The sequence below is a fragment of the Leptolyngbya sp. ST-U4 genome (assembly GCF_039962215.1).
Lineage (GTDB): Bacteria > Cyanobacteriota > Cyanobacteriia > Elainellales > Elainellaceae > Leptolyngbya_A.
The window spans coordinates 87282-110899 of record NZ_JAMPKZ010000004.1; the positions used below are offsets into that span (position 1 = coordinate 87282).

Annotated in this window: 18 protein-coding genes and 1 tRNA gene; 12 read left to right on the forward strand and 7 right to left on the reverse strand. The window is 52.0% G+C overall.

The genetic code is table 11. From position 1 onward, the window contains the following. Window positions 1-59 precede the first annotated feature (59 nt). Window positions 60-132, reverse strand: a tRNA-Ile gene (locus NDA02_RS09590). Window positions 133-209: 77 nt separating this feature from the next. Here NDA02_RS09590 and NDA02_RS09595 point away from each other — a divergent pair. Continuing rightward, the gene (locus NDA02_RS09595; RefSeq protein WP_190794231.1) at window positions 210-455 is read left to right on the forward strand and encodes a hypothetical protein; all 246 of its coding nucleotides are present in this window, start codon (window positions 210-212) and stop codon (window positions 453-455) included. Window positions 456-677: 222 nt separating this feature from the next. Then, window positions 678-2180: a hemolysin family protein gene (locus tag NDA02_RS09600; protein WP_348246807.1), complete on the forward strand. Its 1503-nt coding sequence runs from the start codon at window positions 678-680 to the stop codon at window positions 2178-2180. 51 nt (window positions 2181-2231) lie between these two features. Here NDA02_RS09600 and NDA02_RS09605 read toward each other — a convergent pair whose 3' ends face one another. The 4 genes from NDA02_RS09605 to NDA02_RS09620 all read right to left on the reverse strand — a co-directional run bounded on the left by NDA02_RS09605 (window position 2232) and on the right by NDA02_RS09620 (window position 11263). Then, the gene (locus NDA02_RS09605; RefSeq protein WP_348254856.1) at window positions 2232-3302 is read right to left on the reverse strand and encodes an adenylate/guanylate cyclase domain-containing protein; all 1071 of its coding nucleotides are present in this window, start codon (window positions 3300-3302) and stop codon (window positions 2232-2234) included. Next, window positions 3299-3676, reverse strand: a complete 378-nt coding sequence (locus tag NDA02_RS09610; RefSeq protein ID WP_190794234.1) for a response regulator — start codon at window positions 3674-3676, stop codon at window positions 3299-3301. Before NDA02_RS09610 ends, NDA02_RS09605 begins: the two co-directional genes overlap by 4 nt. Window positions 3677-3892: 216 nt before the next feature. Continuing rightward, window positions 3893-6055, reverse strand: a complete 2163-nt coding sequence (locus NDA02_RS09615) for a response regulator (protein WP_348254857.1) — start codon at window positions 6053-6055, stop codon at window positions 3893-3895. A gap of 3 nt (window positions 6056-6058) precedes the next feature. Then, window positions 6059-11263, reverse strand: coding sequence for a PAS domain S-box protein (locus tag NDA02_RS09620; RefSeq protein WP_348254858.1), 5205 nt, complete (start codon window positions 11261-11263; stop codon window positions 6059-6061). Window positions 11264-11482: 219 nt separating this feature from the next. Here NDA02_RS09620 and NDA02_RS09625 point away from each other — a divergent pair, with 219 nt between their 5' ends. The 10 genes from NDA02_RS09625 (at window position 11483) to NDA02_RS09670 (ending at window position 22302) form a co-directional block, all read left to right on the forward strand. Further along, complete coding sequence (locus NDA02_RS09625; protein ID WP_190793585.1) at window positions 11483-11905, forward strand: hypothetical protein; 423 nt, start codon at window positions 11483-11485, stop codon at window positions 11903-11905. Between the two features lie 289 nt (window positions 11906-12194). Next, window positions 12195-12386, forward strand: coding sequence for a hypothetical protein (locus NDA02_RS09630; RefSeq protein ID WP_190793586.1), 192 nt, complete (start codon window positions 12195-12197; stop codon window positions 12384-12386). A gap of 360 nt (window positions 12387-12746) precedes the next feature. Continuing rightward, window positions 12747-12998, forward strand: coding sequence for a hypothetical protein (locus NDA02_RS09635; RefSeq protein WP_190793587.1), 252 nt, complete (start codon window positions 12747-12749; stop codon window positions 12996-12998). A gap of 20 nt (window positions 12999-13018) precedes the next feature. After that, complete coding sequence (locus NDA02_RS09640; RefSeq protein ID WP_190793588.1) at window positions 13019-13471, forward strand: GNAT family N-acetyltransferase; 453 nt, start codon at window positions 13019-13021, stop codon at window positions 13469-13471. A 299-nt stretch (window positions 13472-13770) separates the two neighbouring features. Then, on the forward strand, window positions 13771-15423 hold the full coding sequence (locus NDA02_RS09645) for a Ppx/GppA phosphatase family protein (RefSeq protein ID WP_190793589.1): 1653 nt from the start codon (window positions 13771-13773) through the stop codon (window positions 15421-15423). A gap of 299 nt (window positions 15424-15722) precedes the next feature. Beyond that, a complete protein-coding gene (locus NDA02_RS09650) occupies window positions 15723-18215 on the forward strand; it encodes a putative PEP-binding protein (protein WP_190793590.1) in 2493 nt (830 codons plus the stop codon). A gap of 112 nt (window positions 18216-18327) precedes the next feature. Next, the gene (locus NDA02_RS09655; RefSeq protein ID WP_190793624.1) at window positions 18328-18993 is read left to right on the forward strand and encodes a phosphatidate cytidylyltransferase; all 666 of its coding nucleotides are present in this window, start codon (window positions 18328-18330) and stop codon (window positions 18991-18993) included. 187 nt (window positions 18994-19180) lie between these two features. After that, window positions 19181-19444, forward strand: a complete 264-nt coding sequence (locus tag NDA02_RS09660) for a hypothetical protein (RefSeq protein WP_199296735.1) — start codon at window positions 19181-19183, stop codon at window positions 19442-19444. A gap of 121 nt (window positions 19445-19565) precedes the next feature. Beyond that, window positions 19566-20696, forward strand: coding sequence for a HetZ-related protein 2 (locus NDA02_RS09665; RefSeq protein WP_190793591.1), 1131 nt, complete (start codon window positions 19566-19568; stop codon window positions 20694-20696). Between the two features lie 211 nt (window positions 20697-20907). After that, the gene (locus tag NDA02_RS09670) at window positions 20908-22302 is read left to right on the forward strand and encodes a hypothetical protein (protein ID WP_190793592.1); all 1395 of its coding nucleotides are present in this window, start codon (window positions 20908-20910) and stop codon (window positions 22300-22302) included. Between the two features lie 405 nt (window positions 22303-22707). On the opposite strand, the gene NDA02_RS09675 is transcribed toward NDA02_RS09670, so the two are convergent. Further along, window positions 22708-23259 carry a PAM68 family protein gene (locus tag NDA02_RS09675; protein ID WP_190793593.1) on the reverse strand — a complete coding sequence of 184 codons (552 nt, stop codon included), beginning with the start codon at window positions 23257-23259 and terminating at the stop codon, window positions 22708-22710. Between the two features lie 6 nt (window positions 23260-23265). After that, complete coding sequence (gene rpsO, locus NDA02_RS09680; protein ID WP_190793594.1) at window positions 23266-23535, reverse strand: 30S ribosomal protein S15; 270 nt, start codon at window positions 23533-23535, stop codon at window positions 23266-23268. Window positions 23536-23618: the final 83 nt, after the last annotated feature.

A 23618-nucleotide genomic window follows, 5' to 3' on the forward strand; every position in this document is an offset into this window, starting at 1 on the left:
AAAACCGTCGATCGAAAACTACGAAAGTCTAGTTTAAATTTAGTTAAAGTTTAATGGAGTCCAGGGTGCAGGAGTTGAACCCGCCTGAGGCGAATTATGAGTTCGCTGCCTAAACCGCTCGGCCAACCCTGGTAATATTTCAGTCTTTTGACTTCTCGATCTTTTGGCTTCTATTGTATCCTGATGCTTGACGAATATCAGCAGCATCCGTGAATTCAACCGTTGTATTAACGCTTTTTTTGCTGACCGTGATGGTGGGGGCAGGGGTCGGTAGTGCCGCTTGGGGTTATCGTACTGGGCGAGAGGCACTCAAGGGAATCACTCAACCTGATGCCCGTCCAGTGAACAATGTGACCGATGCCCAGGGTAAGCCTGTTCGCCGAGAAGGGCTAACCTTCCTTAAAGAGGAGGACATTTTGCAGCAGGTGAAAGCCAAAATGGAGTCAGGCAAATAGGCTTCTTGAGAGGGTGCTTTGAAGATGTATCAATGCGTCCCGAACCGCCCCCTCGCTCCCTTCATTCTGGGGGAAGCCGAGCCTTCTCTGCGCTTCAAAGTCGCCCAATGTTGGGGGATCTAGGGGACGCTGTCGGAGATTGGCAACTCCTCAAACATTCTCTAAACCGTTTTCCTCCTGCTAGACTGCTGTTTCTAGACTGCTTTTAAGTTGATCAAATCAATGGTTTCTCCTGCCCTAAGCGCATCAGCCGATACACTCCCGGTTTTGAGCGGTTCCGATGTGCTGCTGCGAGTGTTGGCAGTGCTGCTGTTGATTATGATTAACGGCTTTTTTGTGGCAGCTGAGTTTTCGATCGTCTCTGTACGTCGATCGCGAATTAGCCAGCTTGTGTCTGCCGGAGATGTGCAGGCAAAGACAGTGCAGGACTTGCAGCGTGGGATCGATCGCCTGCTGTCTACTACTCAAATTGGCATTACCTTATCCAGTTTGGCACTGGGCTTTATTGGCGAAAGCACGGTAGCGGTGCTGCTGTCGGTGTTGCTGCTGCGGCTGCCCCTGCCGTCTGGGGTGGGGAACGTGCTAGCTCATTCGCTGGCGTTGCCGATCGCCTTTTTGCTGATTGCCTATCTGCAAATTGTACTAGGTGAGCTTTGCCCAAAATCAGTGGCGTTAATGTATCCAGAGCAGTTGGCTCGCTTTTTGGGTGCGCCAAGTCAGGCGATCGCCCGCTTTTTTAATCCGTTTATCTGGATTTTGAATCAGTCTACGCGCTGGCTGCTGCGGTTGCTGGGTGTTCCCTACACGGGGCAGGGCTGGTACAACCGGGTCACGCCCGAAGAACTGGAGCTGATCATTGCCACCTCGACCGAATCCCCCGGATTGGAGGAGGAAGAGCGAGAATTGCTGAGCAATGTGTTTGCCTTTGCTGACGTGACTGCCGGAGAAGTGATGATTCCCCGGATCAGCATTGTGGCACTGCCGCGTGAAGCAACGTTCCAGGATCTTTTGCAAGAAGTCGCTAGTTCTGGACATTCGCGCTATCCGGTCATGGGCGAATCCTTAGACGACATTACCGGAATCTTGCACTTCAAAGAACTGGCAGAACCTTTGAGCCAGGGAATGCTGAAGCTTGATAGTCCGGTGCAGGCATGGGTGCGTCCGGCACAGTTTGTGTCGGAAAATATTCACCTCAGCGAATTGTTGCAGCTCATGCAGCGATCGGGCCAGCCAATGGCGATCGTTGTAGATGAGTTTGGGGGCACGGCAGGTCTGGTGACACTGCAAGATCTAGCAGCCGAGATTATGGGTGATACCCACGAAGGCGAAGATCTGGAAGAACCCGACGTTGAAGTAATAGACGACCAAAATTTCAGAGTGCAGGCGCAAACCGATCTAGAAGAGGTTAACGAACTGCTGGATCTAAATTTACCCCTATCAGAGGATTATCAAACGCTGGGCGGATTTTTGATTTATCAAATGCAGAAGATTCCCGCTGTCGGAGAAAAGCTTCAGTACGAAACCTACGAGATGACTGTTGAGGCGGCAGATGGTCCCAGACTTCAGAAAATTTTGATTCACCGTCTGGAATCATCGCTCAGTTCTGATGAGGCGGATTTATTGGCTGAGACGATTCTGTCAGAGACAGGCGATCTGATTGATACGCTAACTGACCGCGGTACAGACCTTCCCGACCCTCCGCGTCCTGCTCAGAAGCAAATCTAGCAGGGCTGCAAATGTAGCAGGGCTGAAGTCGGGGAGCAGCTAGAACTGGGCTTAGTTCGATCGCTTCTGGCAGAGAAAATAAGTTCTCATTTCCCCTTTGCCTTTGATATCAACCAGTCCACGTTCTTCAAAATCATACTGCTGCTGCAAAAGCTGATAGGTTGTATCCGTAACCTGAATTTTGCCGGGAACGCCCTGGGATTCCATGCGGCTGGCGGTGTTGACGGTATCGCCCCACAGGTCATAGGAAAATTTGGTTGTGCCAATCACGCCTGCACCCACAGCTCCTGTATGAATGCCGATTCGCATCATCAGGGTTCTGGTTCCTCCGTCAGGAGTTGGCACGGTGAACTGCGCGATCGCCGCCTGCATTGCCAGAGCCAAATCTGCTACGGCTTGAACGTGATCAGGACGAGGCATTGGTAAGCCACCCACCGCTAGATAGGCATCTCCGATCGTTTTAATCTTTTCCAGTCCGTGCTGTTCGACGAGCTGATCAAACGTGGAAAAAATCTGATTCAGTAGTTCGACCAGGGCGGTGGGAGACAGCGAGACCGACAACTGCGTAAAACTGACAATATCGGCAAATAACACCGTCACTTCGCTAAAATTATCGGCGATCGTATGCTGTCCCTGTTTCAGACGATCGGCGATTGGTTTGGGCAGCACGTTGAGCAGTAGCCGCTCTGATTTTTCTTGCTCGTCCTGAATGCGCTGAAGATAGGCTTGTTCCTGATCACGCAGCCGCTTTTTCTCCAGGCTGGCTCCGATTCTAGCTTTGAGCAGTGTTGGGTTAAAGGGCTTAAACAAATAATCTTCTGCGCCCAGCTCAATACAGCGCACCACGCTATCGAGATCATCTAGCGCAGAGATCATAATGACCGGAATATGGCGCAGGTCGGGGTCTGCCTTCAGGCTTTCAAGAAGCTGATAGCCGTTCATCACGGGCATCATAATATCGAGCAGCACAAGGTCAAACGGCTGCGATTGAAGCTGTTCTAGAGCCTCCTGCCCGTTTTCTGCCATGGCGATCAGATGTCCCTGACGCAGAAGCCGCCGAGATAGCAGATCTCGATTCATCTCATTATCATCTACTACCAGTACGCGCCCCTGGTCTGTCATATTGCTGCCTCTTTGACCAGCAGTGCTTGGATTTTACCCATCAGACGGGTGAATTCGATTGGCTTGGTGTCATAATCGTCGCAGCCTGCTTCCAGGCATTTGTCGCGATCGCCTGCCATCGCGTGAGCAGTCAGCGCAATGACGGGAATCTTTTGCGTGGCAGGAGTGGCTTTGATTTGGCGAGTAGCAGACCAGCCATCCAGCACCGGAAGGCTCATATCCATCAGGATCAGATCGGGAGACTCGGAAAGTGCAAGGGCAACGCCCTGTTCTCCGTCTGTCGCAATCACAACCTGAATTCCTTTGCGAGTTAGCCGCCGAGAGAGCATATCTCGGTTCATTTCATTATCTTCGATTAAGAGAATCTTGGGCATCTCTTGTTCTCCCAGATGGCACCTCATGTAGGGGGATTGACGCAAATCCGTATGATGAGTTGCTCATAGCCAACTACAGTACGATCGACTGCAATTTCATTAAACTCAAAAATTTAATCACCTAGTGGATGCACATACTGACTTCCTACCCTAGAGTGCCCGAAGTTTGCCTAGAGCCAACAGGCACCTGGTATAGCGATTTTCTCCCAGTCCCTTCTATCGGATTGGTTCCTGCTGCAAATGGGAAAGAATATAGGGCTGTACCTGTTGAAGCAGTGGATTTTGCAGAACGCTTCGCTTCATCAGCTGAGCCACGCTGGTATTTAAGAACTGATAGCGAGCCGGAGTTAGATCGCTGGCGATCGTGGCGATCGTGGGAATAGATTTCCACTCGCGGATCTGCCGCAAATTAGCAAGCAGTTCAAAGCTACCTGGTTTCGAGGTGAGCAAATCAATCAAAATCGCATCGGGCGGCTGGGCGCAGGGACGCAGGGCAGTCGAAAGGTCTGCGGTTAACACTTGCCATCCGGCTTTGGTCAGCAAACGGTGGAGGATTTGTTCGGTGGTTCGGTCTTCTTGGATAAGCAGGATTTCCTGAGTCGATCGTGGGTATGCCTGAAGCAGTGCGGTGAGTCGCTTAAAGGAGTTGGCATCGGTCAACACTTCGCAGATGCCTAGCACAAATCCGGCAGGCAGGGCACAATAGCTTGCTTGATGATTTTCCGGGTGATGGCTTTCGGGGTGATGATTTTCCTGATAATAGCTTTCGTGCGTTCCCTGCACGACGACGGGAATATTTGCCAGTAGCGGATCGGACTTGAGCATTGACAGCACGATCCAGCTATCCATCTGCGGCATTGCCATATCCAGCATGATCAGCCCCGGCATTAGTTCTCGCGCTAGCCTTAGCCCTTCACTGCCCGACCAGGCTGTAACGACCCGGAAGCCGTTTTGGTTAAGCTGCTGCACCATAACATCGCGAACGCTGCGATCGTTGTCGATTACCAAGATCAGGTCGGTGAAGGTGGGTTGGCGGGGAGTGGAGTGAGGGATGGGGGAAGGAGTGAGGGATGGGGGAAGGAGATGGGGGGATGGGGGAAGGAGATGGGGGGATGGGGGAAGGAGATGGGGGGATGGGGGGATGAGGGGTGGAGAGTGAAGCGGTTCTTTTTCAGGATGAAGGGAAGCTGAGCGATCGACGGTGACGGGCAGCATTACGGTAAACGTTGTGCCTTTGTAAATTGTGCTGGAAACAGTGATTGAGCCGCCCATCATGGTGCAAAAGCGATAGGCGATTGCCAATCCTAAGCCTGTGCCGCCGTATTCTCTGGTGCTGGATTCGTCGCCCTGGGTGAAGGGCTGGAAGATGAAGGGCTGTTGTTCTTCGGCGATGCCGATGCCTGTGTCAGTGACTTCAAACAGAATGTGGGGAACAGGGGAGATCAGGGAGTCGGGGGTGGTCAGAGCGCTGGGGGAGATCGATCGGGACTCGACTTTGAGCGTCACCGTGCCATTGCTGGTAAATTTGGCGGCGTTGGTAAGCAGGTTCCAGAGGATCTGACGGACTTTGCTGAGGTCGGCGTGCAGGGTTCCCAGGTCGGGGGTGCAGAAGACTACCAGACGATTTCCGTTTGCTCCAATAAGGGGCTGCACTTCCTGAACGACTTTGCTAATCAGCGTTTTCACCTCAAAGCTTTCGAGATACAGATCCATTCTGCCTGCTTCGATCTTGGCGATATTTAGCAGATCGTCGATCAACCGCAGTAGGTGTTTGCCTGAGGTATGAATTCTTTCCAGGTCGGGCAGGTAGTCGATCGCCCCTTCGCTCTGCAAGTCTTCCTGCAAAATCTCGCTGTAGCCAATGATGGCGTTGAGGGGAGTCCGCAGTTCGTGGCTCATATTGGCGAGAAAGGCACTTTTTGCGCGATGGGCGGCTTCGACCTGCGCCTTTTCTTGCTGAAGCTGATGCAGGTATGCCTGCTCCTGATCGCGAAGCCATTTGCGCTCCAGACAGGCATTAATTCTGACGTTGAGCAGCGTGGCGTTGAGCGGTTTTGCCAGGTAGTCTTCTGCCCCTTTTTCGATACAGCGAATGGCGCGATCGTGGTCATCGCTTGCAGAAATCATAATGACCGGAATCGACCGGAGGGCAGGATTGGCTTTAATTTGCTCCAGCACTTGATAGCCGTTCATCTCCGGCATCACTACATCCATCAGCACCAGATCAAAAGATTCGGTATGGAGCCGCTCTAACGCCTCGCGCCCATGAGTCACCAGCGTCACATCGTACTGCTGTTGCAGTTGACGGGCAATATAAAGCCGGGTGACCTCGTTATCGTCAACGACCAGAATTTTGACAGTGGCTGGTTTCATACTCATGGCTTATCCTCTCGCTTGCCGACGCTGAACCCAGCTCAGAGTTAACTCACGCACTTCGTGCAGCAAAGCGTCTCGATCGTAAGATCCTTTTTGTAGCACTTGCTCGACGGAACTACTCAGGTATAGCCGATCCTGTGGGGTCAGATCCATTGCGGTCACAACAATCACGGGTAACGATCGCCACTGGGGATGCTGGCGCAGGGTATGGATAAACTGAAAGCCGTCGATTTCAGGCATCATCAAGTCCAGCAAGATCAGATGAGGAGTCTGCTGTGCAAGGGAGTCTAGGGCAATTCGACCGTTCGCGGCTTCTGTCACTTGCCACCCTTCTTTTTCTAGCATCCGCCGAAACATTTCGCGGGTTGTGCGGTCGTCTTCTGCAATCAGCACTTGTCCGATCGCGGGTCCGGCTTGAGCGTTTGGCAATTCCGGGTCGTTTTCTGCTTCGGTAGACTTGGGGCGATAGTGTTCGAGCAGACGCGTTAATCGTTTGTAGTCGATCGGCTTGGTGAGATAATCCGAGGCTCCCAGCGTGAAGCCCTGCTGCTTATCGTCAATAATGCTCATCATGATCACGGGAATATCTGCCAGATCCGCATCCGCCTTGAGCATCGAGAGAACTTCCCAGCCGTTCATTTGAGGCAGCAGCACATCCAGCGTAATCACATCGGGACGCTTCTGGCGGGCAAGCTCTAAGCCTTCGTTTCCAGACGCAGCAACCATGACTTGCAGCCCATCGCGGTTGAGGTAATGGATCATCAGTTCGCGAACGCTTGGATCGTCATCAATCACAAGAATCGTTCCAATCTGAGCTTCAGGAGCAAATGGCTTTAGAGCAGACTGGGCTGAGGTGGACTGGGAATGGAGTACAGGGTCAGCCGTTGCTCCAAAACCATTATTTGCAAAACCATTACCTGCAAAACCGCTGCTGCGCCGTGAATGCTGTTCCTTAGGGTTGGTGACTGCGATCGGCAAATAAATTGTAAACGTTGATCCCTCGCCGATTTTGCTGCTAACTGTGATTTCGCCGCCCATCATCTGGCAGAAATGGCGTGTGATTGCCAGTCCCAGACCTGTGCCGCCATACTTACGCGTGGTTGAGGCATCTGCCTGCGTAAATGCCTGAAACACCTTTTGCACCTGCTCTAGCGTCATGCCAATTCCGGTATCGCTGACTTGGAAGGTGAATTGGGGTGGACGCAGGGCAGTTTCCTGCTGGCGATCGACGGTAAGGGTAATCGTGCCGTGTTCGGTGAACTTGCAGGCATTGCTAAGCAGATTAAATAAAGCCTGGCGCACTTTGGTGAGATCGGCGTGCATTATTCCCAGATCGGGATGGCAATGAATTTCGAGCCGATTTTTGTTTTTCTCGATCAAAGGTTGAATTGTGCTTTCGACCTCGGCGACGAGCTGGGCAATGTCAAATGTTTCCAGATAAAGCTCCATTTTTCCGGCTTCGATCTTGGAAATATCTAGAATGTCATTAATCAGTGCCAGTAGGTGTTTTCCGGCTCCGCGAATCTTTTCGAGATCCGGCACAATGTCGCTGTGTCCCAGGTCTTCGGCGTCTTCTTGCAGCATTTCGCTGTAGCCGATGATGGCATTGAGCGGGGTTCGCAGTTCGTGGCTCATGTTGGCGAGAAACTGGCTCTTGGCGCGGCTAGCTTCTTCGGCGTCTTCTTTGCTTCTTCGCAGCGTATCTTCTGCCTGTTTGCGTTGGCTAGTATCGCGCTGCACTGAGATCCAGTGAGTGGTCGCGCCGTGTTCGTTGGCGATCGGAACCATCTCGAGTTCTAGCCAAAACTCTGAGCCGTCTTGGCGATAAGCCAGCAGTTCGGTTTGAATTACTTCTTGCTGAATCAATGCCTGCTGTAATCGGTCGACAACGGCGCAATCGGTTTGTTCTCCAATCAGCATCATGGGCGATCGACCGATCACTTCTTCGGGAGTGTAGCCTGTGATTCGGGTAAATGCCTGATTGACGTAGACAATTTCCAGAAGGGGTGGATTGAGGGTTCGCGTTTCGGCAATGATCACCGAGTCATTTGTGTTAATAACCACCGATTGCAGTAGCCGCAGGCGTTCTTCGGTGCGTTTGCGCTCGGTGATATCGACAATCACGCCGTCGAGACAAACGACCTGCCCATTGCCGTTCAGAATTGCCTGTCCTTTCTCGTAGACCCAGCGGATCGAGCCGTCTGCATGACACAGGCGATACTCTGCTGCAAAGGGGCGGCGTTTCTCGATTGCTTGGTCAACCATTTGTTGGACAGCAAGTTTGTCTTCGTCTGCAATGACATCTGCATAAGCCAGTGTTTTGTTGTCGATAAAGGCAGCGGGCGGATATCCGGTGATCTGCTCTACCGCATCGCTGATAAATTCCATTGTCCAATGCTCATCGTAGGCGCAGCGATACACCGCTCCAGAGATGTTATTGAGCAGGGTCCGAAACCGTTCTTCCCGCTCTCGTAGAGCTGCTTCGCTTTGTTTGCGCTCGGTGATATCTTGAACAATGGAAATGAGTCCACCGTTATCTAGCGCGGTCAGCGATATCTCTTGCAGAAACAGGCTGCCGTCCTGACGCTGACCGATCGCCTCGCCTCGCCAGTAGCCCTCCTGAAAGAACTTCGGCATAATGGTTTGCTCAAAACGTGCCAGCTCGGTCGGTGAATATAAAACCTTCCAGACTTTGCCGATCAGATTTGCAGAACTGGGGTAGCCATAAATGCGGGCGTGGGCAGTATTCACATAAACGTATTGTCCCCGTGCGTCGAGCATTGCGATTCCGACGCTTGCCGCCTCGATCGCTAAAAGCTGCTGCTGCAACGCTTCCTGCGATCGTTTGCGCTCGGTGATATCTTCGACTGTGCCTTCGTAGTAAAGCAGCCTGCCAGAGTCATTTCGGACGCTGATCACATTCTCGCTAATCCAAATTACCTGCCCGTCTTTGCAATACACCTGCGACTCAAAATCTGAAACTGCCCCTGTTTTTTCGATCAGATACACAAATTCCTCGCGTCGATTGGGGTCCACATAAACCTGCTGCGCGATGTCATGAATGCGATCGATTAACGCTTCGGCTGAATCATCGCCGTAAATCTGTGCCAGAGCTGGATTCGCGCTGAGATACTGCCCTTCTGGAGTGGTTTGAAAGATTCCCGTTACCGCATTCTCAAAAATACTGCGATATTTTTCTTCTGCCTGCCGCAGCAGTCGTTCGCTGGCTGCCAGCGAGATTTCTGATTTTTTACGATCGGTAACGTCCATCGAAACGCCTGCCATTTGCAGCGGCTGACCTGTCTCATCGCGAGACACTCTGCCCCAGCTAGCAATCCATCGCACATTCCCGCCCTCACAGAGAATGCGAAATTCTGCTGCGTAGTCCTGATTGCCTGCGAGTGCCTTCGCCTGCGCTTTCTGTAGCCGTTCGCGATCCTGCGGATGCACCAAACTAATAAATGTGTCGTAATCCCCTTTAAAGGAGCCTGGCTTCATGCCGAATAGCTGTTCAATCTCCTCAGACCAATGTTCCTGACCTGTCTGGATATTCCAGGTCCATGCTCCCATTCGGGCTGCCCCCAGAGCGAGCCGCTGCACTTCTTCGCTTTGCCGCAGGGCGGATTCGGTGTGCTGCCGCTCCATAAACTGTCCGATTTGTGCACCGATCGCATTCATCAGATCGAGCAAGCCGCTATCGATCGGGGCCACTCGATGGCTATAAAACGTCACGACTCCTAAGACCTGCTGATTGGCAACGACCGGAAAGCCACAGACCGCATGAACCCCCGCTGGAACGATCGGCTTTCGCACAAAATTTGGATCTTGCTTGAAGTCAGGAATCCAGAGTGGCTTGTTTTGCTGCCAAACATGACCGGCCAATCCAACTCCGATTGGCAGGGTTATTTCCTTCGATCGGGCTTCAAATTCTGCTGCGTCTAGATCTTCACGATGCCACCCTGCAATCCATGCCAAAGCATTGTCGGACTGGTTTACCTCCCAGAGTTCGCCCATCTCCCAGTTCAGGCTCTCGCAGACTGCCTTGAGGATTTGGGGGGCTGCTTCTTCTAGCGAAGGAGAAGTCGCCAGCACTCCTGTTACGGCGTATTGGGCACTGATGTGTCGCTCCGATCGGCGCTGTCTAGCAAGATTGCGATCTGTAAGGAAAAATAGCGCAAACACCGTCATGATGACGACGATTGCAAATGCTTCAACCACCATAATTTTTTGCTGTGCTTTTTGCATTCGAACTTGGAGCAGGCGATCGAGCTGCTGTGCGGCTTGCTGCCACAGGGTAGAGCTGGTTTCAAGAGCCTCTGCTGCAAGATTGAGTTGGGCAGACGTAAAGGAAAGGGTTTCAGGCTGAATCGCTGGCTGCTGGGTCGCTGTCTGAAGCTGCTTTAGCAACCGGCGGGTTGTACTTTGTAATTGTTCAACCAGGGCAGTGAGAGCCGTTTGAAGCTGTGGCTGGTGATTCTCCTGAAGCACAGTGGCAAAGCTGCGATCGATTTCCTGCTGGTTAATCTGAATCTGCCCGATCAGGGAAAGGAGTTTTTCGCGTACCTCCGATCGAGAGACAAACGGATGCATCCATTCAGCTTCCTGAAGGCGAGCTTGTGCCAGCAGTTCCTGTGCTTCTGGTAGTTTGAGCAGCACCAAATTCATTAGATAATAGCTGCTCAAATCTGGGTCAAGAATGAGATTCGAGAGATCGCCCACTTGAAGCATGAGCAGCCGAATCTGTTGAATAAGCTCACTGTAAATTTCATCTACGACAGCGATCGAGCCTGCTTCAATTGACGCTGTTTTGGAGGAGGGCTGCGAACGCAAGTGAGTTTCGACCTGCTGGAGGACTGCCCAGGTTTCTTGCGCTTGCTTAACTCCGGCTGCCGTTTGGAGGCGTTGTCTAACCTGCTGATTCACTGCTGCCAGGGTTGCCAGATCGCGATCGATCTTTTGCGCTTGTGCTTGGAGTTCTTCGCTGAACTCAGACTGGTGCAGAAGCCACTGCGCCTCTGAGACATCGTGCAAGAGCTGCTCCAGCCGAGGAAGGTATAAAACGCCTTGTCGCTCAGCGTTGGCAAACTCTAGCCGATCGCCAATTTCGCCTACAAGCTGATAAACGACCAGCGCAAACGGCAGGATAAAAATGAGCAGCAATGCCATGATGCCGACCCGTCGCTGGGTGTAAGCAGGACGCATATCTCTCATAGAGAAGTCTCCAGACTGAAAGGCAATCAACCGGAAATCAAACAGCACTAGATTAGACGCATTCCAGCAGCCGCGCCCCTACTGTGAAACGGCAAAGCTGCTTGCTTAACGTGCCCAGATTCGCCTGATTCGCCACAATCCTTGAGCCTGACGGTCAGGGGGAAACCTGAAATGCTATAGTTTTTGGGTTGTATTTGTCCCCGTGAGTTTGGCTTGGCTATGGCTGAGACGGTAGAAATCCTGTTTGAGCAAGGGCTAGAACGCTATAACGCTGGAGAATCTCCGGCAACCTTGCTGCCCTTATTTAAGGAAGTTTGTGAACGCGCTCCCAAAAGCAGTCCCGCCTGGACGTGCCTCTCCTGGCTTTATTTGCTGGACAACAAGCCCTCTCAGGCATACAAATCCGCGCAAAAAGCGATAAAGCTCAATCCTCAAGACCCGCAGGCACGGGTGAATATTGCGATCGCCATGCTTGAAACGGCTCAACCCGGTGTTCGGCAGCACGTTGAAACCGCTTCGCAGCTCATCGCAGTAGTTCCCGAACTTAAAGAAGAAGTTGAGCGCAATTTTGAAGATGGATTAAGCCGCAAACCAAACTGGAAAAGTTTAATTCGGGTCAAACAGTGGTTAGCAGAAGGTTAAGTTTTAGAAACAATTGACCTGTAGCGTTGCTGCAAAAACTTCAACTCCGCATCTAACAACAATCTACAGAATCTAATTTGCTGTCCAAGGAGTAAAACGCTCTAAGGCAGCTTTTTTTCTTAGAAGTTTATACCACTTTATAAATACTCAAAATACTTAAAGGAAAAAGTTAGAACTCTAATGATAAGCTTTAGTGAACTCAGGGATAAGTTTCTCTAAAGAGCGATCGCTGAGTTATCACTTTAAAGCTCCAAAAGAACAAGCCCAAGAAAATTCAAGGAGTGGAACTATGCAGGGACCGAATAGCGTTGACGTTAAACCCGAAACCCGTAATCACAAAGGATTTTTTGTGCAGCAAGGTTCGTACAAGTTTGTGGGCATCGATCAGTCCGGTTGGGCGTTAATTTGTGCTGATGAGGCATCGTGCCACTACGTTGATCCAGACAATCTAAAGAAGGTCCCGGAGCTTGTCGAAGGTTAATCTTCAACGAATCCCGGCTATCGCTTCCGGTCAAAATTGAATTTTATCTTGTGGCTGTCCTGCTGTGGTGCAGCCATCTTTTTTGGCAATTTTTAGACAAGTTTTTGGACAACTGAATTGTTAACTTTGATTGCGAATATTCAGAGAGAGCTGGAGCAGATTTTGAGTCAGCGCCTCGTTAGGGGACGGTTGAGGTGTGTGAGATTCAACACTGCCCCCTCAATTCCCCAGCTTTTGGCTTTGTGTTACCGTTATTCCTTTTTCGGCATTCCTAAGGCGATCGTCATTGAATAGGCGATCGTCATTGAATAATAGTGAATAGTAAACTTTCATGCCAATGGTTCACCCATTCTTCGACTGATGAAAGAAAAACTTTTAAACTGGCTCAATTTAATTTTGATGATCGACATTTTCCTCGTGCTGGCAAGCTTTGTCTGGTTTGCGGCGGCGGTGGTGGGGCGATCAATGGGCGTTTCACTCGGTTTAGATTTGTGGTATCAGCTCTGGATGCCTTTCTTTCAGCCTGCGATTGGCATACTGATGGCGGGGGCACTGCTGAGCGGCATGATTAGCTGGGTCAACCGACGATTTTTCTCAAAGCCCTCTGCCTAAACTGATTCGGGAATTCTGCCATGACCACGATTCGACCCGCCCAGCTCACAGACTGCGATGAACTGGTTTTGCTGTGTCACGAACTGGGTTATTTCACCTCGGCGAAGGCTCTGGCTCAGCATCTAGAACAGTTCCAGACCCATCCCGATCACGCTGTTTTTGTGGCAGAAACGGTTTATCCCGAAGGGGGGCAGGGGGCGATCGGCGGGTGGGTTCATGTTCATTTGCACTGGACTTTGCAGGAGGGACGCGAAGCAGAAATTGGTGGATTGGTCGTTTCGGAAAAGCTGCGTGGGCAAGGGGTCGGCAAGCGGTTGATGCAGCAGGCGGAAACATGGGCACAGCAGCAGGGCTGTCATGCATTAGTTGTTCGATCGAATGTGAAGCGCAGCGAGGCGCATCAGTTTTATCAGCGCATTGGCTATCGGGAGATTAAGCGATCGATCGTGTTTCGGCAGTCGATTACCTTCTGATTACCTCATAGGAAAAACTGCATCAAGGAAACTGCCTCGCTGACCCTGCTGCCTGTGCCGATGCACAGTTTTGATAAAAAGTCTGTTCGCACAATCTAATCTTTATGCCGTTTCTGCGTTAAGCGGAAATCATCACGGTAAGATTTAGGCAGACTTGAAGCCGTGCGGCGATCGGATGACCGAAGGCAAGCTTCAAGCCGTTGGACTGAATTGAGTGCCGCAAGCGGAATGGTCTGCTCTTTTAGAAAGCGAACGATTCCGAGAACGGCTGAGTTCTCCCCTTCATGCCTTAACTCCCGATGATCCATCTGACTCAGTTAGGCAAAGTAGATTTGCCCCAGATTTCAATGCCGCTTAAACAAGACCACATCCTTGCCGCGATCGATGTCGGCACAAACTCGATTCACATGGCAGTGGTCAAAATTCAGCCTAGTCTGCCTGCCTTCACAATCATTACCAGAGAAAAATCAACAGTGCGGTTGGGCAATCGCGATCGAAAAACGGGACGGCTCACACCAGAGGCAATGCAGCGATCGATCCAGGCATTGAAACGCTGTCAGGAAATTGCCAAAGGGTTACAAGCGGATGAAATGATTGCGGTTGCCACCAGTGCCGTGCGCGAAGCCCCTAACGGTCAGGCATTTTTGCAGCAGATCGAGGAAGAATTGGGCTTGACGGTGAATCTGATTTCGGGACAGGAGGAAGCCCGCCGCATTTACCTGGGGGTGCTGTCGGGGATGGAGTTTAACAACCAGCCCCATGTGATGATCGACATTGGCGGCGGTTCGACCGAGCTGATTTTGGGAGACGGACACGAACCGCGCAGCCTCAGCAGCACCAAAATTGGAGCCGTGCGCCTGACGGCTGAAATGATCAGCACCGACCCGATTAGCAGCAGCGAATTTAGCTACTTGCAGGCATACGTGCGGGGAATGCTGGAGCGATCGATCGACGAACTGCGCTCTCATCTGCAACCGGACGAACAGCCGCGCATGGTCGGCACATCAGGCACGATCGAGACGCTGGCAACGATTCATGCCAGAGAAAAGCTGGGCGTGGTTCCCGCACCGCTAAATGGCTATCAGTTTAGCCTGCGCGATTTGCGCGATCTGGTGAATCGGCTGCGAAAGCTCAACGATGCAGAACGGGCGGCAATTCCTGGCATGAGCGATCGGCGATCGGAAATCATTCTGGCTGGAGCCGTGATTTTGCAGGAAGCAATGACGCTGCTGGGGCTGGATCACATTACCATTTGCGAACGGGCACTGCGAGAAGGCGTGGTAGTGGATTGGATGCTGTCCCACGGCTTGATCGAAGATCGCCTGCGCTACCAGGGTTCGATTCGAGAACGCAGCGTGATCAAGATTGCCCACAAGTATCAGGTCGATCTGCCCCATAGCAAACGGGTGGCTGACTTTGCAACGAGCCTGTTTGATCAAACGCAAGGCATTTTGCATGAGTGGGGTGAAGCGGAGCGACAGTTACTCTGGGCAGCCGCCATGCTGCATAACTGCGGTCACTTCGTCAGCCATTCCTCGCACCACAAGCACTCTTACTATCTAATTCGCCACGGTGAACTGTTGGGCTACCCCGAAGTCGAAATTGAGACGATCGCCAATCTTGCTCGCTATCACCGCAAAAGTAGCCCCAAGAAAAAACACGAGTGCTATCGCAATATCACCAGCAAAAAGTACCGCCGAGTGGTCGATCAGCTCAGTCCGCTTCTACGGCTAGCAGTGGCGCTCGATCGCAGACAGATTGGGGCGATCGAGCAGGTGCGGTGTGAGTATCAAGCAGACCTTCAGGAAATGCGGTTACATCTGAAAGCGGCTTATCCGACCGGCGATTGTGCGCTGGAACTCTGGAGCCTGGGGCAGAAGAAGGGCGATTTTGAGGCGGCTTATGGACTGAGGCTAGTTCCGCTATTGGAATATGAAATTGGGGAGAAGTAGGGAAGGAGGAGATAAGAGGATCGGGAAAGGACGAGAGGCTTGCGATTTTGAGCAGATTCGGAGACGCTTAAAAAACGGCACAAATCTTTTCTCGATCGCCCTGGTAAAAAGTTCGTTTTCTCGATCTCAGCAACTTTTATTTCGCCATCTCTAGCAAACCAATTATTTAGAACTCAATAGTTAGCAACTCAATATTCAGCAACTTAGCATTCAACATTTAGCAACTTAGTATTTAGCAATTTAATAGAATACCTCTGCATCACTCTGGTTAAGCATCCACCCGTCTTTTTGCTCTGCTTATGTCCGTGGATTATTTTTTCTGGCTTGACCAGATTCAGCCGCATCATCGCGATCGGGTGGGCAGCAAGGCGTTTTATCTGGCAGTTCTTCGGCAGCGCGGCTATCCTGTGGTTCCGGGTTTAGTGGTGAGCAACGAGCTGTTTCAGGCATTTCTGAGCCAGCTTGAGTGGGCTGATCCGACTTTTGCAGATTTGCCTGCTTTGCTGCGTCATCTTGATGTTGATAATCCCCGTCAGCTTCAGGGGGTGGCACAGCAGCTTCGGCACGCGGTTACCTCCACTGCGATTCCTAAATCATGGCTGCTGCCAATTAATGAAGCGATCCGCGATTGGCAATCCTCGCAGCAAACCGAAGCCGTAATTCTGCGTCCTTCTTTTTCGCTGGCGTCTGGGCTTGATCCGTCGATTAGCGATGACACGAGAAGCCTCCTCGAAGCAAAGATCTGTCGGGCAGAGCCAGAGTCGATCGCTCATGCGCTGAAGTGGGTCTGGGCAGAGCTATTTCGGGCACGCAGTTTGCTGTACTGGCAGCGATTGGGCGTTGAGCCGCAGCAGGTTCAGCTGGCCGTGCTGATTCAACCGATTCGATCGCCGATCGCCGCAGGAAAAGCCGTGGTTCAGGGGAATGAACTGAGAGTGCAGACGGTGTGGGGTCTTGGACATGGAATGACAGGCGGCGTGACCCCGGATTGCTACCGAGTTGATGCAGCGGGAATCGTCTACTTTGAGACAATTAGCCGGAAAAACGTGGCTTATGGCATTGTGACGGAAACTTCAGAACAGGCATTGCTAGGCAGTTTTCCTGTGGGCGGCAGTGAGCAAGACGACAGCCTCCAACTGCTAATGCTCAAGCCAGAGCAGCAGACTCAGCCTGTCCTTACTCGATCGCAGGTTGAGCGTCTGGCACAGCTAACCCGCCAACTCATGCTGACGCTTGGCATGGCGGTTGAACTGGAGTGGATGCTTTGTTCTGGTGCTGTTTCTGGAGCTGTCTCTGAGGCGGTATCCGAAGTGGTATCCGAAGCTGTCTCTGAAGCGGAGTTTGGCGATCGAGGGTCAGAACCCAGCTTTTATATTACGCGGGTAATTCCCTACAGCACGCTCACACCAAAATTCCTCGCCCCTGCTCCTTTAGAAATGGACGCATCGGAGATACGGGAAACTGCCTCCGATCGTCTAAAAGGGATTGCTGCCGCACCAGGGAAAGTGACAGCAACGGTCTGGGTGATTCCCCTAACGCCTGTGCCTTTACTGGAGATGCCGCCAGGCTGTGTTCTGGTTGCGCCGATCATTTTGCCAGAGTGGGTTAGTCAGATTCGCCAGGTCGGCGGAATTGTGACCGAGCAAGGCGGAACCACCAGCCACGGCGCGATCCTCGCCAGGGAGTTAGGAATTCCGGCGGTGGTGGGAATTGCAGGTGCGATGCAAACGCTGAAAACTGGGGATCAAGTCCTAATCAACGGCGATCGAGGAGAGGTGATACGGATGTTAGAACCAGCAGCATTCGATGAACCAGACGATCATGACAATCATCGTGCAGCCCATGCTGATTTGCGAATCGAGGCAACCCGTTACCAGGGCAATTCGACTCAGATTATGCCTGCAACTGCAACCCGGCTCATGGTCAGCCTCAGCCAAACTGAGTCAATCGCCCAAATCAGTGAACTGCCGATCGATGGGGTAGGTCTTCTGCGGTCAGAACTGCTCTGGATAAAAAGTCTGGAGGATCGATCGCCAGACGAATGGCTAGCACAAGATAAAGCAGGCTTGATTGATCGATTAGCACAGCAGATTCAGCAATTTGCCGATCGCATGATGCCCCGCCCCGTTTTTTACCGCAGTCTGGATATGCGCGCCCATGAGTTTCCGATGCTGGCTGGCTCCTCGGTTGAACGGAATCCAGTGTTGGGTCTGCGCGGAGCGTATCGTTATCAGATTTACCCTGGCTGGTTTGGGGTCGAACTGGCAGCCTTGCGTCAGGTGCAGCAGGCGAGCTTTGATAATCTGCGACTGATTCTGCCGTTTGTGAGAACAGTTGAGGAGTTTATTTTCTGCCGTGATCGAGTGACAGAGGCAGGTTTATGGCAGCCCGGTTTTGAACTGTGGATGATGGCAGAAGTGCCTTCGATTTTGCTGCTGCTGCCCGCCTACATTGAGGCAGGGGTTCAGGGCATGGCGATCGGCTGTAACGATCTAACTCAGCTTCTTCTGGGGATCGATCGCGATCATCCTCAGATGGCAACCCAATTCAATATGACCCATCCCGCCGTGATGCAGGCAATTCAGCAGATTGTTCAGGCTAGCCGCGCCGCAGAATTGCCCTGTACCGTTTGCGGTCATCTGCCCAGGAATCTCAATGTCATCGATCGGCTTGTTGAGTGGGGCGTGACCGGAATTTCGGTGGAACCAGGTGATGTGGCGTGGATGAGCCAGGCACTCGATCGAGCAGAGCGGCGATTAATTCTGGAGGGTGTGAGGCGTGTCCACTCGTAACCATTACGACAAATTCGCCGGAAATCCACTAGATTGATAAACAGAGTTCATTTATCATTTTTCTCTCCTAGTGAGTTTCGCAGATTGGATTTTTGCAGATTGGATCTTGAATGTGCCTCCGCTGTGGCTTCAGCTTGCGATCGTCGGTCTCTGGCTAAGCCTGGTTGGACTACTGGCGTTTGGGCTGAGTCGGTGGGAAGGGGCAGATTCCGAGGTCGTGCGAAAAGTGGTGCATATCGGCGCAGGAAATGTGATTCTGCTGGCATGGTGGCTGCAAATTCCAGGATGGATCGGCATCAGTGCCTCGATCGCCTTTAGTGCCTTGATGCTACTGTCCTATCGTCTACCAATCCTGCCGGGGATCAATAGCGTCGGGCGAAAAAGCCTGGGAACTTTCTTTTATGCCGTTAGCATTGGCTTGCTCATCTTGCTGTTTTGGCAGCAGCATCCTTACTATACGGTGATCGGCATCTTAATCATGACTTGGGGCGATGGACTGGCAGCGCTGGTCGGACAGCGGTTGGGGCAGCATCCCTACGAGCTTTGGGGCATGAAGAAAAGTTGGGAAGGTTCGCTAACAATGGCAGGCGTGAGCTACATCATTTGTAGTCTGGTGTTGCTGGGGATTCAGGGCAACCATTGGCAAACCTGGGCGATCGCCCTTATGGTCGCAGTTGCCGCAACCCTGCTGGAAGCTTTCTCTAAGCTGGGCATTGATAATTTGACGGTTCCATTAGGCAGTGCTGTGCTTGCCGCCTGGCTGAATCAGCTTCTTTAGTTTTTTGAGTTCACGCAATAGGCAGCTTTGCTGACCTGCCCTCACTCTCAATCCCTGCACATCGGATTATCGCTGGGTTCTGCTTTCATGCTGCTGATTGGAGAGGAACAGCCAAACAGAGGACAGACCCACTTTCAATCCGCTATGATCTTGTTTCAATCTGGCATAAACGTAGAGTGGTTGCGGTGTGGAAGTTCAATCAAATCAGCTAGAGGCAATTCTCCTGCAAATGGGCGAGGCAGTGATTGCGAGCACAGAGACGGTCGATCGCCTTGCAGCACAGCTTGATGCGCTTACGAAACAAGTGCAGCAGCAGGGCTATCAGATTTTTGCGTTGAGCGATGCGGTTCAAACGCTGGCAGAAAACCAGGATGGGGCGTTAGAGCGGATTCAGCAGCTTACAACCGCTCTTCAGCAGCTTGTTGCGGCGATCGAAGAAACGGACAAATGAGGCGGATTTAGCCTAAACCAGTCGTCTTGATAAGATTTACCCAAATTTAGGTCGAGTAAAGTTTGAGCCGAGCCCGATAGAACGGTATAAATAGAAAACGAAATAAAGGAATGCAACCCGAATGGCACTGGCTGAGGAACTGAGGCAGGCGTGGCAATCCCAGATTGAAGCGGGCAGCCCTAACCTATCGGCAACCGATCGAGCAAGCGTGGTCGGCTGGCTGTTGGGGCAGGATCCGGCACGATTTGACTCCCTCTCACCCGCAGAGTTAAACGTGGCGCAGCAGGCGATGGACTATCGCTATCGGATTTTGCAGCAGCGATATTTAGGCGTTCAGCCCGATCGCGCCTACAACCAGCTAATCCAGCGGCTCAGCAGCCTGTTCCTGATTCGCAGCAAAATTAAAACCTGGGTTGCCCTGTCTCGCGATCGGCGGCGAACGGTGGTGGATGTGTTGCAGGAAGTGATTCAAGAGCTGCTGCAAAGCGATAACTATATGCGGCAGCAAATCACCTGGATCGGGGAATGTACGCCCAACCCGCGCCTGCGGAATGCCCTGATGCTGGCAAGCATTGAGGAATATTGCCTGCGCCCAATTCGCAATCAGCCTTTGCTGGTGTATCGATTTGTCAATTATCTCCGTCGATCGCAGCGGGGCGGCATGACCCAGGTTCCCACAGGCGATCTGATTCGGCTGGTCTCTGAAGAAATCACCCCCGACGATGCTGATAATCCCGTCAGCTTGCTGGACGGTCAGGCATTGACGCAATATCAAGACCAGCAGGCGTGGGAGGAGCAGGAGGCACTCCGCAGCAAAGTGATGCAGGAATTTGCCGACTACCTGAAAGAAAAGGTTGATCCGCTCGCCGCAGACTGGTTAAAACTACACGTCCAGGGACAGTCGCAGGAAGTGATCGCCCAGCGGCTCGACGTCCCGATTCAGCAGGTTTACCGACTGCGTGAGAAAATTAGCTATCACGCGATTCGCGTCTTTGCCTTTAAGCAGCAGCCCGAACTGGTGGGAGCCTGGCTGGGAACTTCGCTAGTTGAGCATAATCTGGGCTTGACGATTCCACAGTGGGAGGAGTTTTTGCAGTCGTTAACGCCTGTGCAGCAGAAGATTGTCGAAAAGCTGAAGACCGGACAGCCCTTTGACGCGATCGGCAAAGAGCTAAATCTGAGGCTGAATCAGGTTACAGGCGAGTGGAGCAAAATCTACCTGGCAGCTCAAACAGTGCGGAGTGCGGAGTAACCCATCTTTTTGTCAAGTGGATTCTATCAGGGGCAACTAATGCCATTAATATGGGTTTAATAAAGGGCATTAGTTTCAGTTGATTATCTTGGCATTGATTGGCATTCAATCAAATGTTGAGACAGAATGTTGAGACGAAATGTTGAGACAAGCGTTCGCATTTTTCTCAACCGCGCCTCTTTTGGATCGTCAAACTCCTACCCAAGAACCTATGGCGGCTTTCTCGGACGATCGCATCCCGTCCTCTCACAGTGATCGATCCCACTTTTCTGATCGATCGCAGCAGCGTATCCTTGGTCAGTTTCAAGGGGATTGGGTCGACCGACTCAACCTGGATGAGATGTACGTGCTGATTGATGGTGTGCTGCCTTTTGAAGCCTGTCTTTACTATCAGGTTCTGCCGCTGTTTCTGGAGGGAAATCGGCTCAATCTCGGCATGGTCTACCCCGAAGATACCACGGCTGCCGACTACGTTCGCCGCATTATCTCCTATCTCAACTACTCCCTGGTTGCCCGACGCATCACCACCGAAGCACTCCAGGCTACGCTCACGGCTTATCTCAATGCAGCCGAAAATAAGCAAAAGACCGATAAAAATCAGCTCGATCGAGTTAGTTTTGGGCATCATCGCCATGCCGGGCGAAATCGAGTCGCTCGTCCTGTGGATCAAAGTGAGCGGCTGACGCTCATCGTTGATAGCCCTGATGAGCTAGAAGAGGCAGCGGTTTCCGCAGAGCCAGAGCGCGTTGAAGAGCCGCCAATTGCTCCCCTGCAAACGCCAGTCATCACTTCGGCTCCGTCTATTGCTCACGATGAAGCTCTTGCAACCTGGCAACAGCCTTCTCTGCCGATCGCGAGCGAGGAGCAGTCCACCAGCAGCAAACCTTCAAGCCGTTCTGCAAATAATCCCCTGACGGCATCTGCCGCACTTCGACAACCTGTCCTGCCGCTCTTGCCTCAGCTTCCGGTTCTGCAACTTGATGCAAAACACCTCTCTGCTCCGGCAGAAGAACTCGTTACCCTGTCGCCAGAGGTTGTTCTGCAGGAATTGCTGGCACGAGTACTGGTGGGTGGAATCGGCAGACTTTATTTTGAGAATCATACCCACTACGGCAGGATTCTCTGGAGCCAGAACGGGGTGCTTCAGTCGGTTTTAGAAAATGTGCCGAGCGCCCTCTTTCAAAACCTTCTGGCCGCCCTGAAGCAGACCGCAAAAATTGCTTCCCCGATCGCAAATTACCCAAAACAGATTGAAACTGAATATCTCTATAGCCCTATGCTGGAGGGCACCGCCTCGCTGAAGTCGCGTGTCCTGCTGCGCTTTCGCTTTATGCTGAATGCGGGCAATGAAGAAGCAACCCTGCAAATTTTGAGAGGGGCTGCCCTCAAGTTTCACCAACAGCAGCAGATGAGAAAACTTGAACGGGACGCAATGGGCATTGCCAAACAGCTCCAGACTAAGCTAAATGAGATTCGCGATCAAACGCTGACCGGAGAAGGGCTTGCAAGCAGTTGTTTCGATGTACTGCCTGGATTGAGTCATTTGCTGCGCGGCATTGAGCAACAGCTCGACGAGTTGGGGGTTAAGGAATCTGATCAGCCCTAAAAGATGATTTAAAGCAGTGAATCTTCGGCATGACCCCTCAATTTTCCCATGCTGCTCCCCATGCCGCCTAATTCCCAGGCTAAATTCTCTATGAGTTTCTTCAATAGATATCCATGAATAAGGGAGTTTGAACCCAGAAGGAATGCTGTAGCTCTCCCTGGAATTAGGAGCTAGGGGCGGTTTGGCAGCGATCGTGACCTGCACCAAATCCATCAAAATGCAAAAGAAGGGAACTAGCACTGCCAATTCCCCCTTAAATTCCAATTGATAAAGCTTGCCTTTACTGGCCGCAAACGTGCTGCAGGCAGTCTGGTAGCGTTGCTGACCTTGTTAATAACTGATGTTAAAACCGATCAGCAAATCGGCCCAATCGGCGAACCTCAGGGGAAACTGCTTTGTATCGCGTCAGGATTTATCTTTGGACGACCGCCAAGCTTCGGTCATGCGTCCCCAGTTGGTTGTGAACTCTGACCAGCCCGCCAAGCTTCCCGGATTTTCTTCATCCCAGGAGGCAGAGAGTACGCCGTAGCTCAGCCCTAGAACGCCTAAACCAAACCAGCCGAGACTCGTCAGCAGCACTGCATAGGTCGGCACTTCAAACAAAGCATTGACCCGGATCAGATAGCTAACCACAAAGGTAGACATGCCCAGCGCAGTTGGAATCCCGCACAAAATCGCCATGCGTTTGATCATGCGCCGACTCACAGCATCGGGGATCGCAGCCTCTTGAGCAGTCGATCGCTTTACTGGCGGAGCCATCTGCTGGGCAACAGAACGCTTAGGCGCATTTGCCGTAGAGGATGCTTTTGCGGGAGCCTTTGCTGGCGGCGCAACCGGGCTACTCTTGGGCGTTTTCTCAGCCTGCTTGCGGGTTTTGGCTGGTTCAAAGGGAAGCGACTGGCGCGACTCGCCGCCTTTTTTGCTTTTTGACGAGTCGGGCTGAGACTTGGAGGACATACAGATCTAACCCCGAATTCCTAACCGTGTGAGCAGAGCCCGATAGCGTTCCTGGTCTTGCTTTAAGATATAAGCCAACAACCGCTTCCGCTGACCGATCATCTTCAGCAGTCCCCGACGGGAAGCATGATCTTTCTTGTTTTCGCGCAGGTGAAGACTGAGGCGATTAATACGCTCGGTCAGCATCGCAACTTGAACATCAGCCGATCCGGTATCCGTTTCGTGGATTTGATACTCAGAAATGATTTCCTGTTTACGCTCTTGCAGCAGTGACATGAACCAATTAAATCCCTAACGTAATAGAAATGCAGTCAACTATCTTATCACACTTACCTGGGTTAGGGTGAAGCCTCGGCAGT

Bases quoted from the DNA above. Each gene is read 5' to 3' on its own strand.
- NDA02_RS09600 (WP_348246807.1), top strand. From the start codon at position 678: ATGGTTTCTCCTGCCCTAAGCGCATCAGCCGATACACTCCCGGTTTTG.
- NDA02_RS09605 (WP_348254856.1), bottom strand. From the start codon at position 3,302: ATGACAGACCAGGGGCGCGTACTGGTAGTAGATGATAATGAGATGAAT.
- NDA02_RS09610 (WP_190794234.1), bottom strand. From the start codon at position 3,676: ATGCCCAAGATTCTCTTAATCGAAGATAATGAAATGAACCGAGATATG.
- NDA02_RS09615 (WP_348254857.1), bottom strand. From the start codon at position 6,055: ATGAGTATGAAACCAGCCACTGTCAAAATTCTGGTCGTTGACGATAAC.
- NDA02_RS09620 (WP_348254858.1), bottom strand. From the start codon at position 11,263: ATGAGAGATATGCGTCCTGCTTACACCCAGCGACGGGTCGGCATCATG.
- NDA02_RS09625 (WP_190793585.1), top strand. From the start codon at position 11,483: ATGGCTGAGACGGTAGAAATCCTGTTTGAGCAAGGGCTAGAACGCTAT.
- NDA02_RS09630 (WP_190793586.1), top strand. From the start codon at position 12,195: ATGCAGGGACCGAATAGCGTTGACGTTAAACCCGAAACCCGTAATCAC.
- NDA02_RS09635 (WP_190793587.1), top strand. From the start codon at position 12,747: ATGAAAGAAAAACTTTTAAACTGGCTCAATTTAATTTTGATGATCGAC.
- NDA02_RS09640 (WP_190793588.1), top strand. From the start codon at position 13,019: ATGACCACGATTCGACCCGCCCAGCTCACAGACTGCGATGAACTGGTT.
- NDA02_RS09645 (WP_190793589.1), top strand. From the start codon at position 13,771: ATGATCCATCTGACTCAGTTAGGCAAAGTAGATTTGCCCCAGATTTCA.
- NDA02_RS09650 (WP_190793590.1), top strand. From the start codon at position 15,723: ATGTCCGTGGATTATTTTTTCTGGCTTGACCAGATTCAGCCGCATCAT.
- NDA02_RS09665 (WP_190793591.1), top strand. From the start codon at position 19,566: ATGGCACTGGCTGAGGAACTGAGGCAGGCGTGGCAATCCCAGATTGAA.
- NDA02_RS09670 (WP_190793592.1), top strand. From the start codon at position 20,908: ATGGCGGCTTTCTCGGACGATCGCATCCCGTCCTCTCACAGTGATCGA.
- NDA02_RS09675 (WP_190793593.1), bottom strand. From the start codon at position 23,259: ATGTCCTCCAAGTCTCAGCCCGACTCGTCAAAAAGCAAAAAAGGCGGC.
- rpsO (WP_190793594.1), bottom strand. From the start codon at position 23,535: ATGTCACTGCTGCAAGAGCGTAAACAGGAAATCATTTCTGAGTATCAA.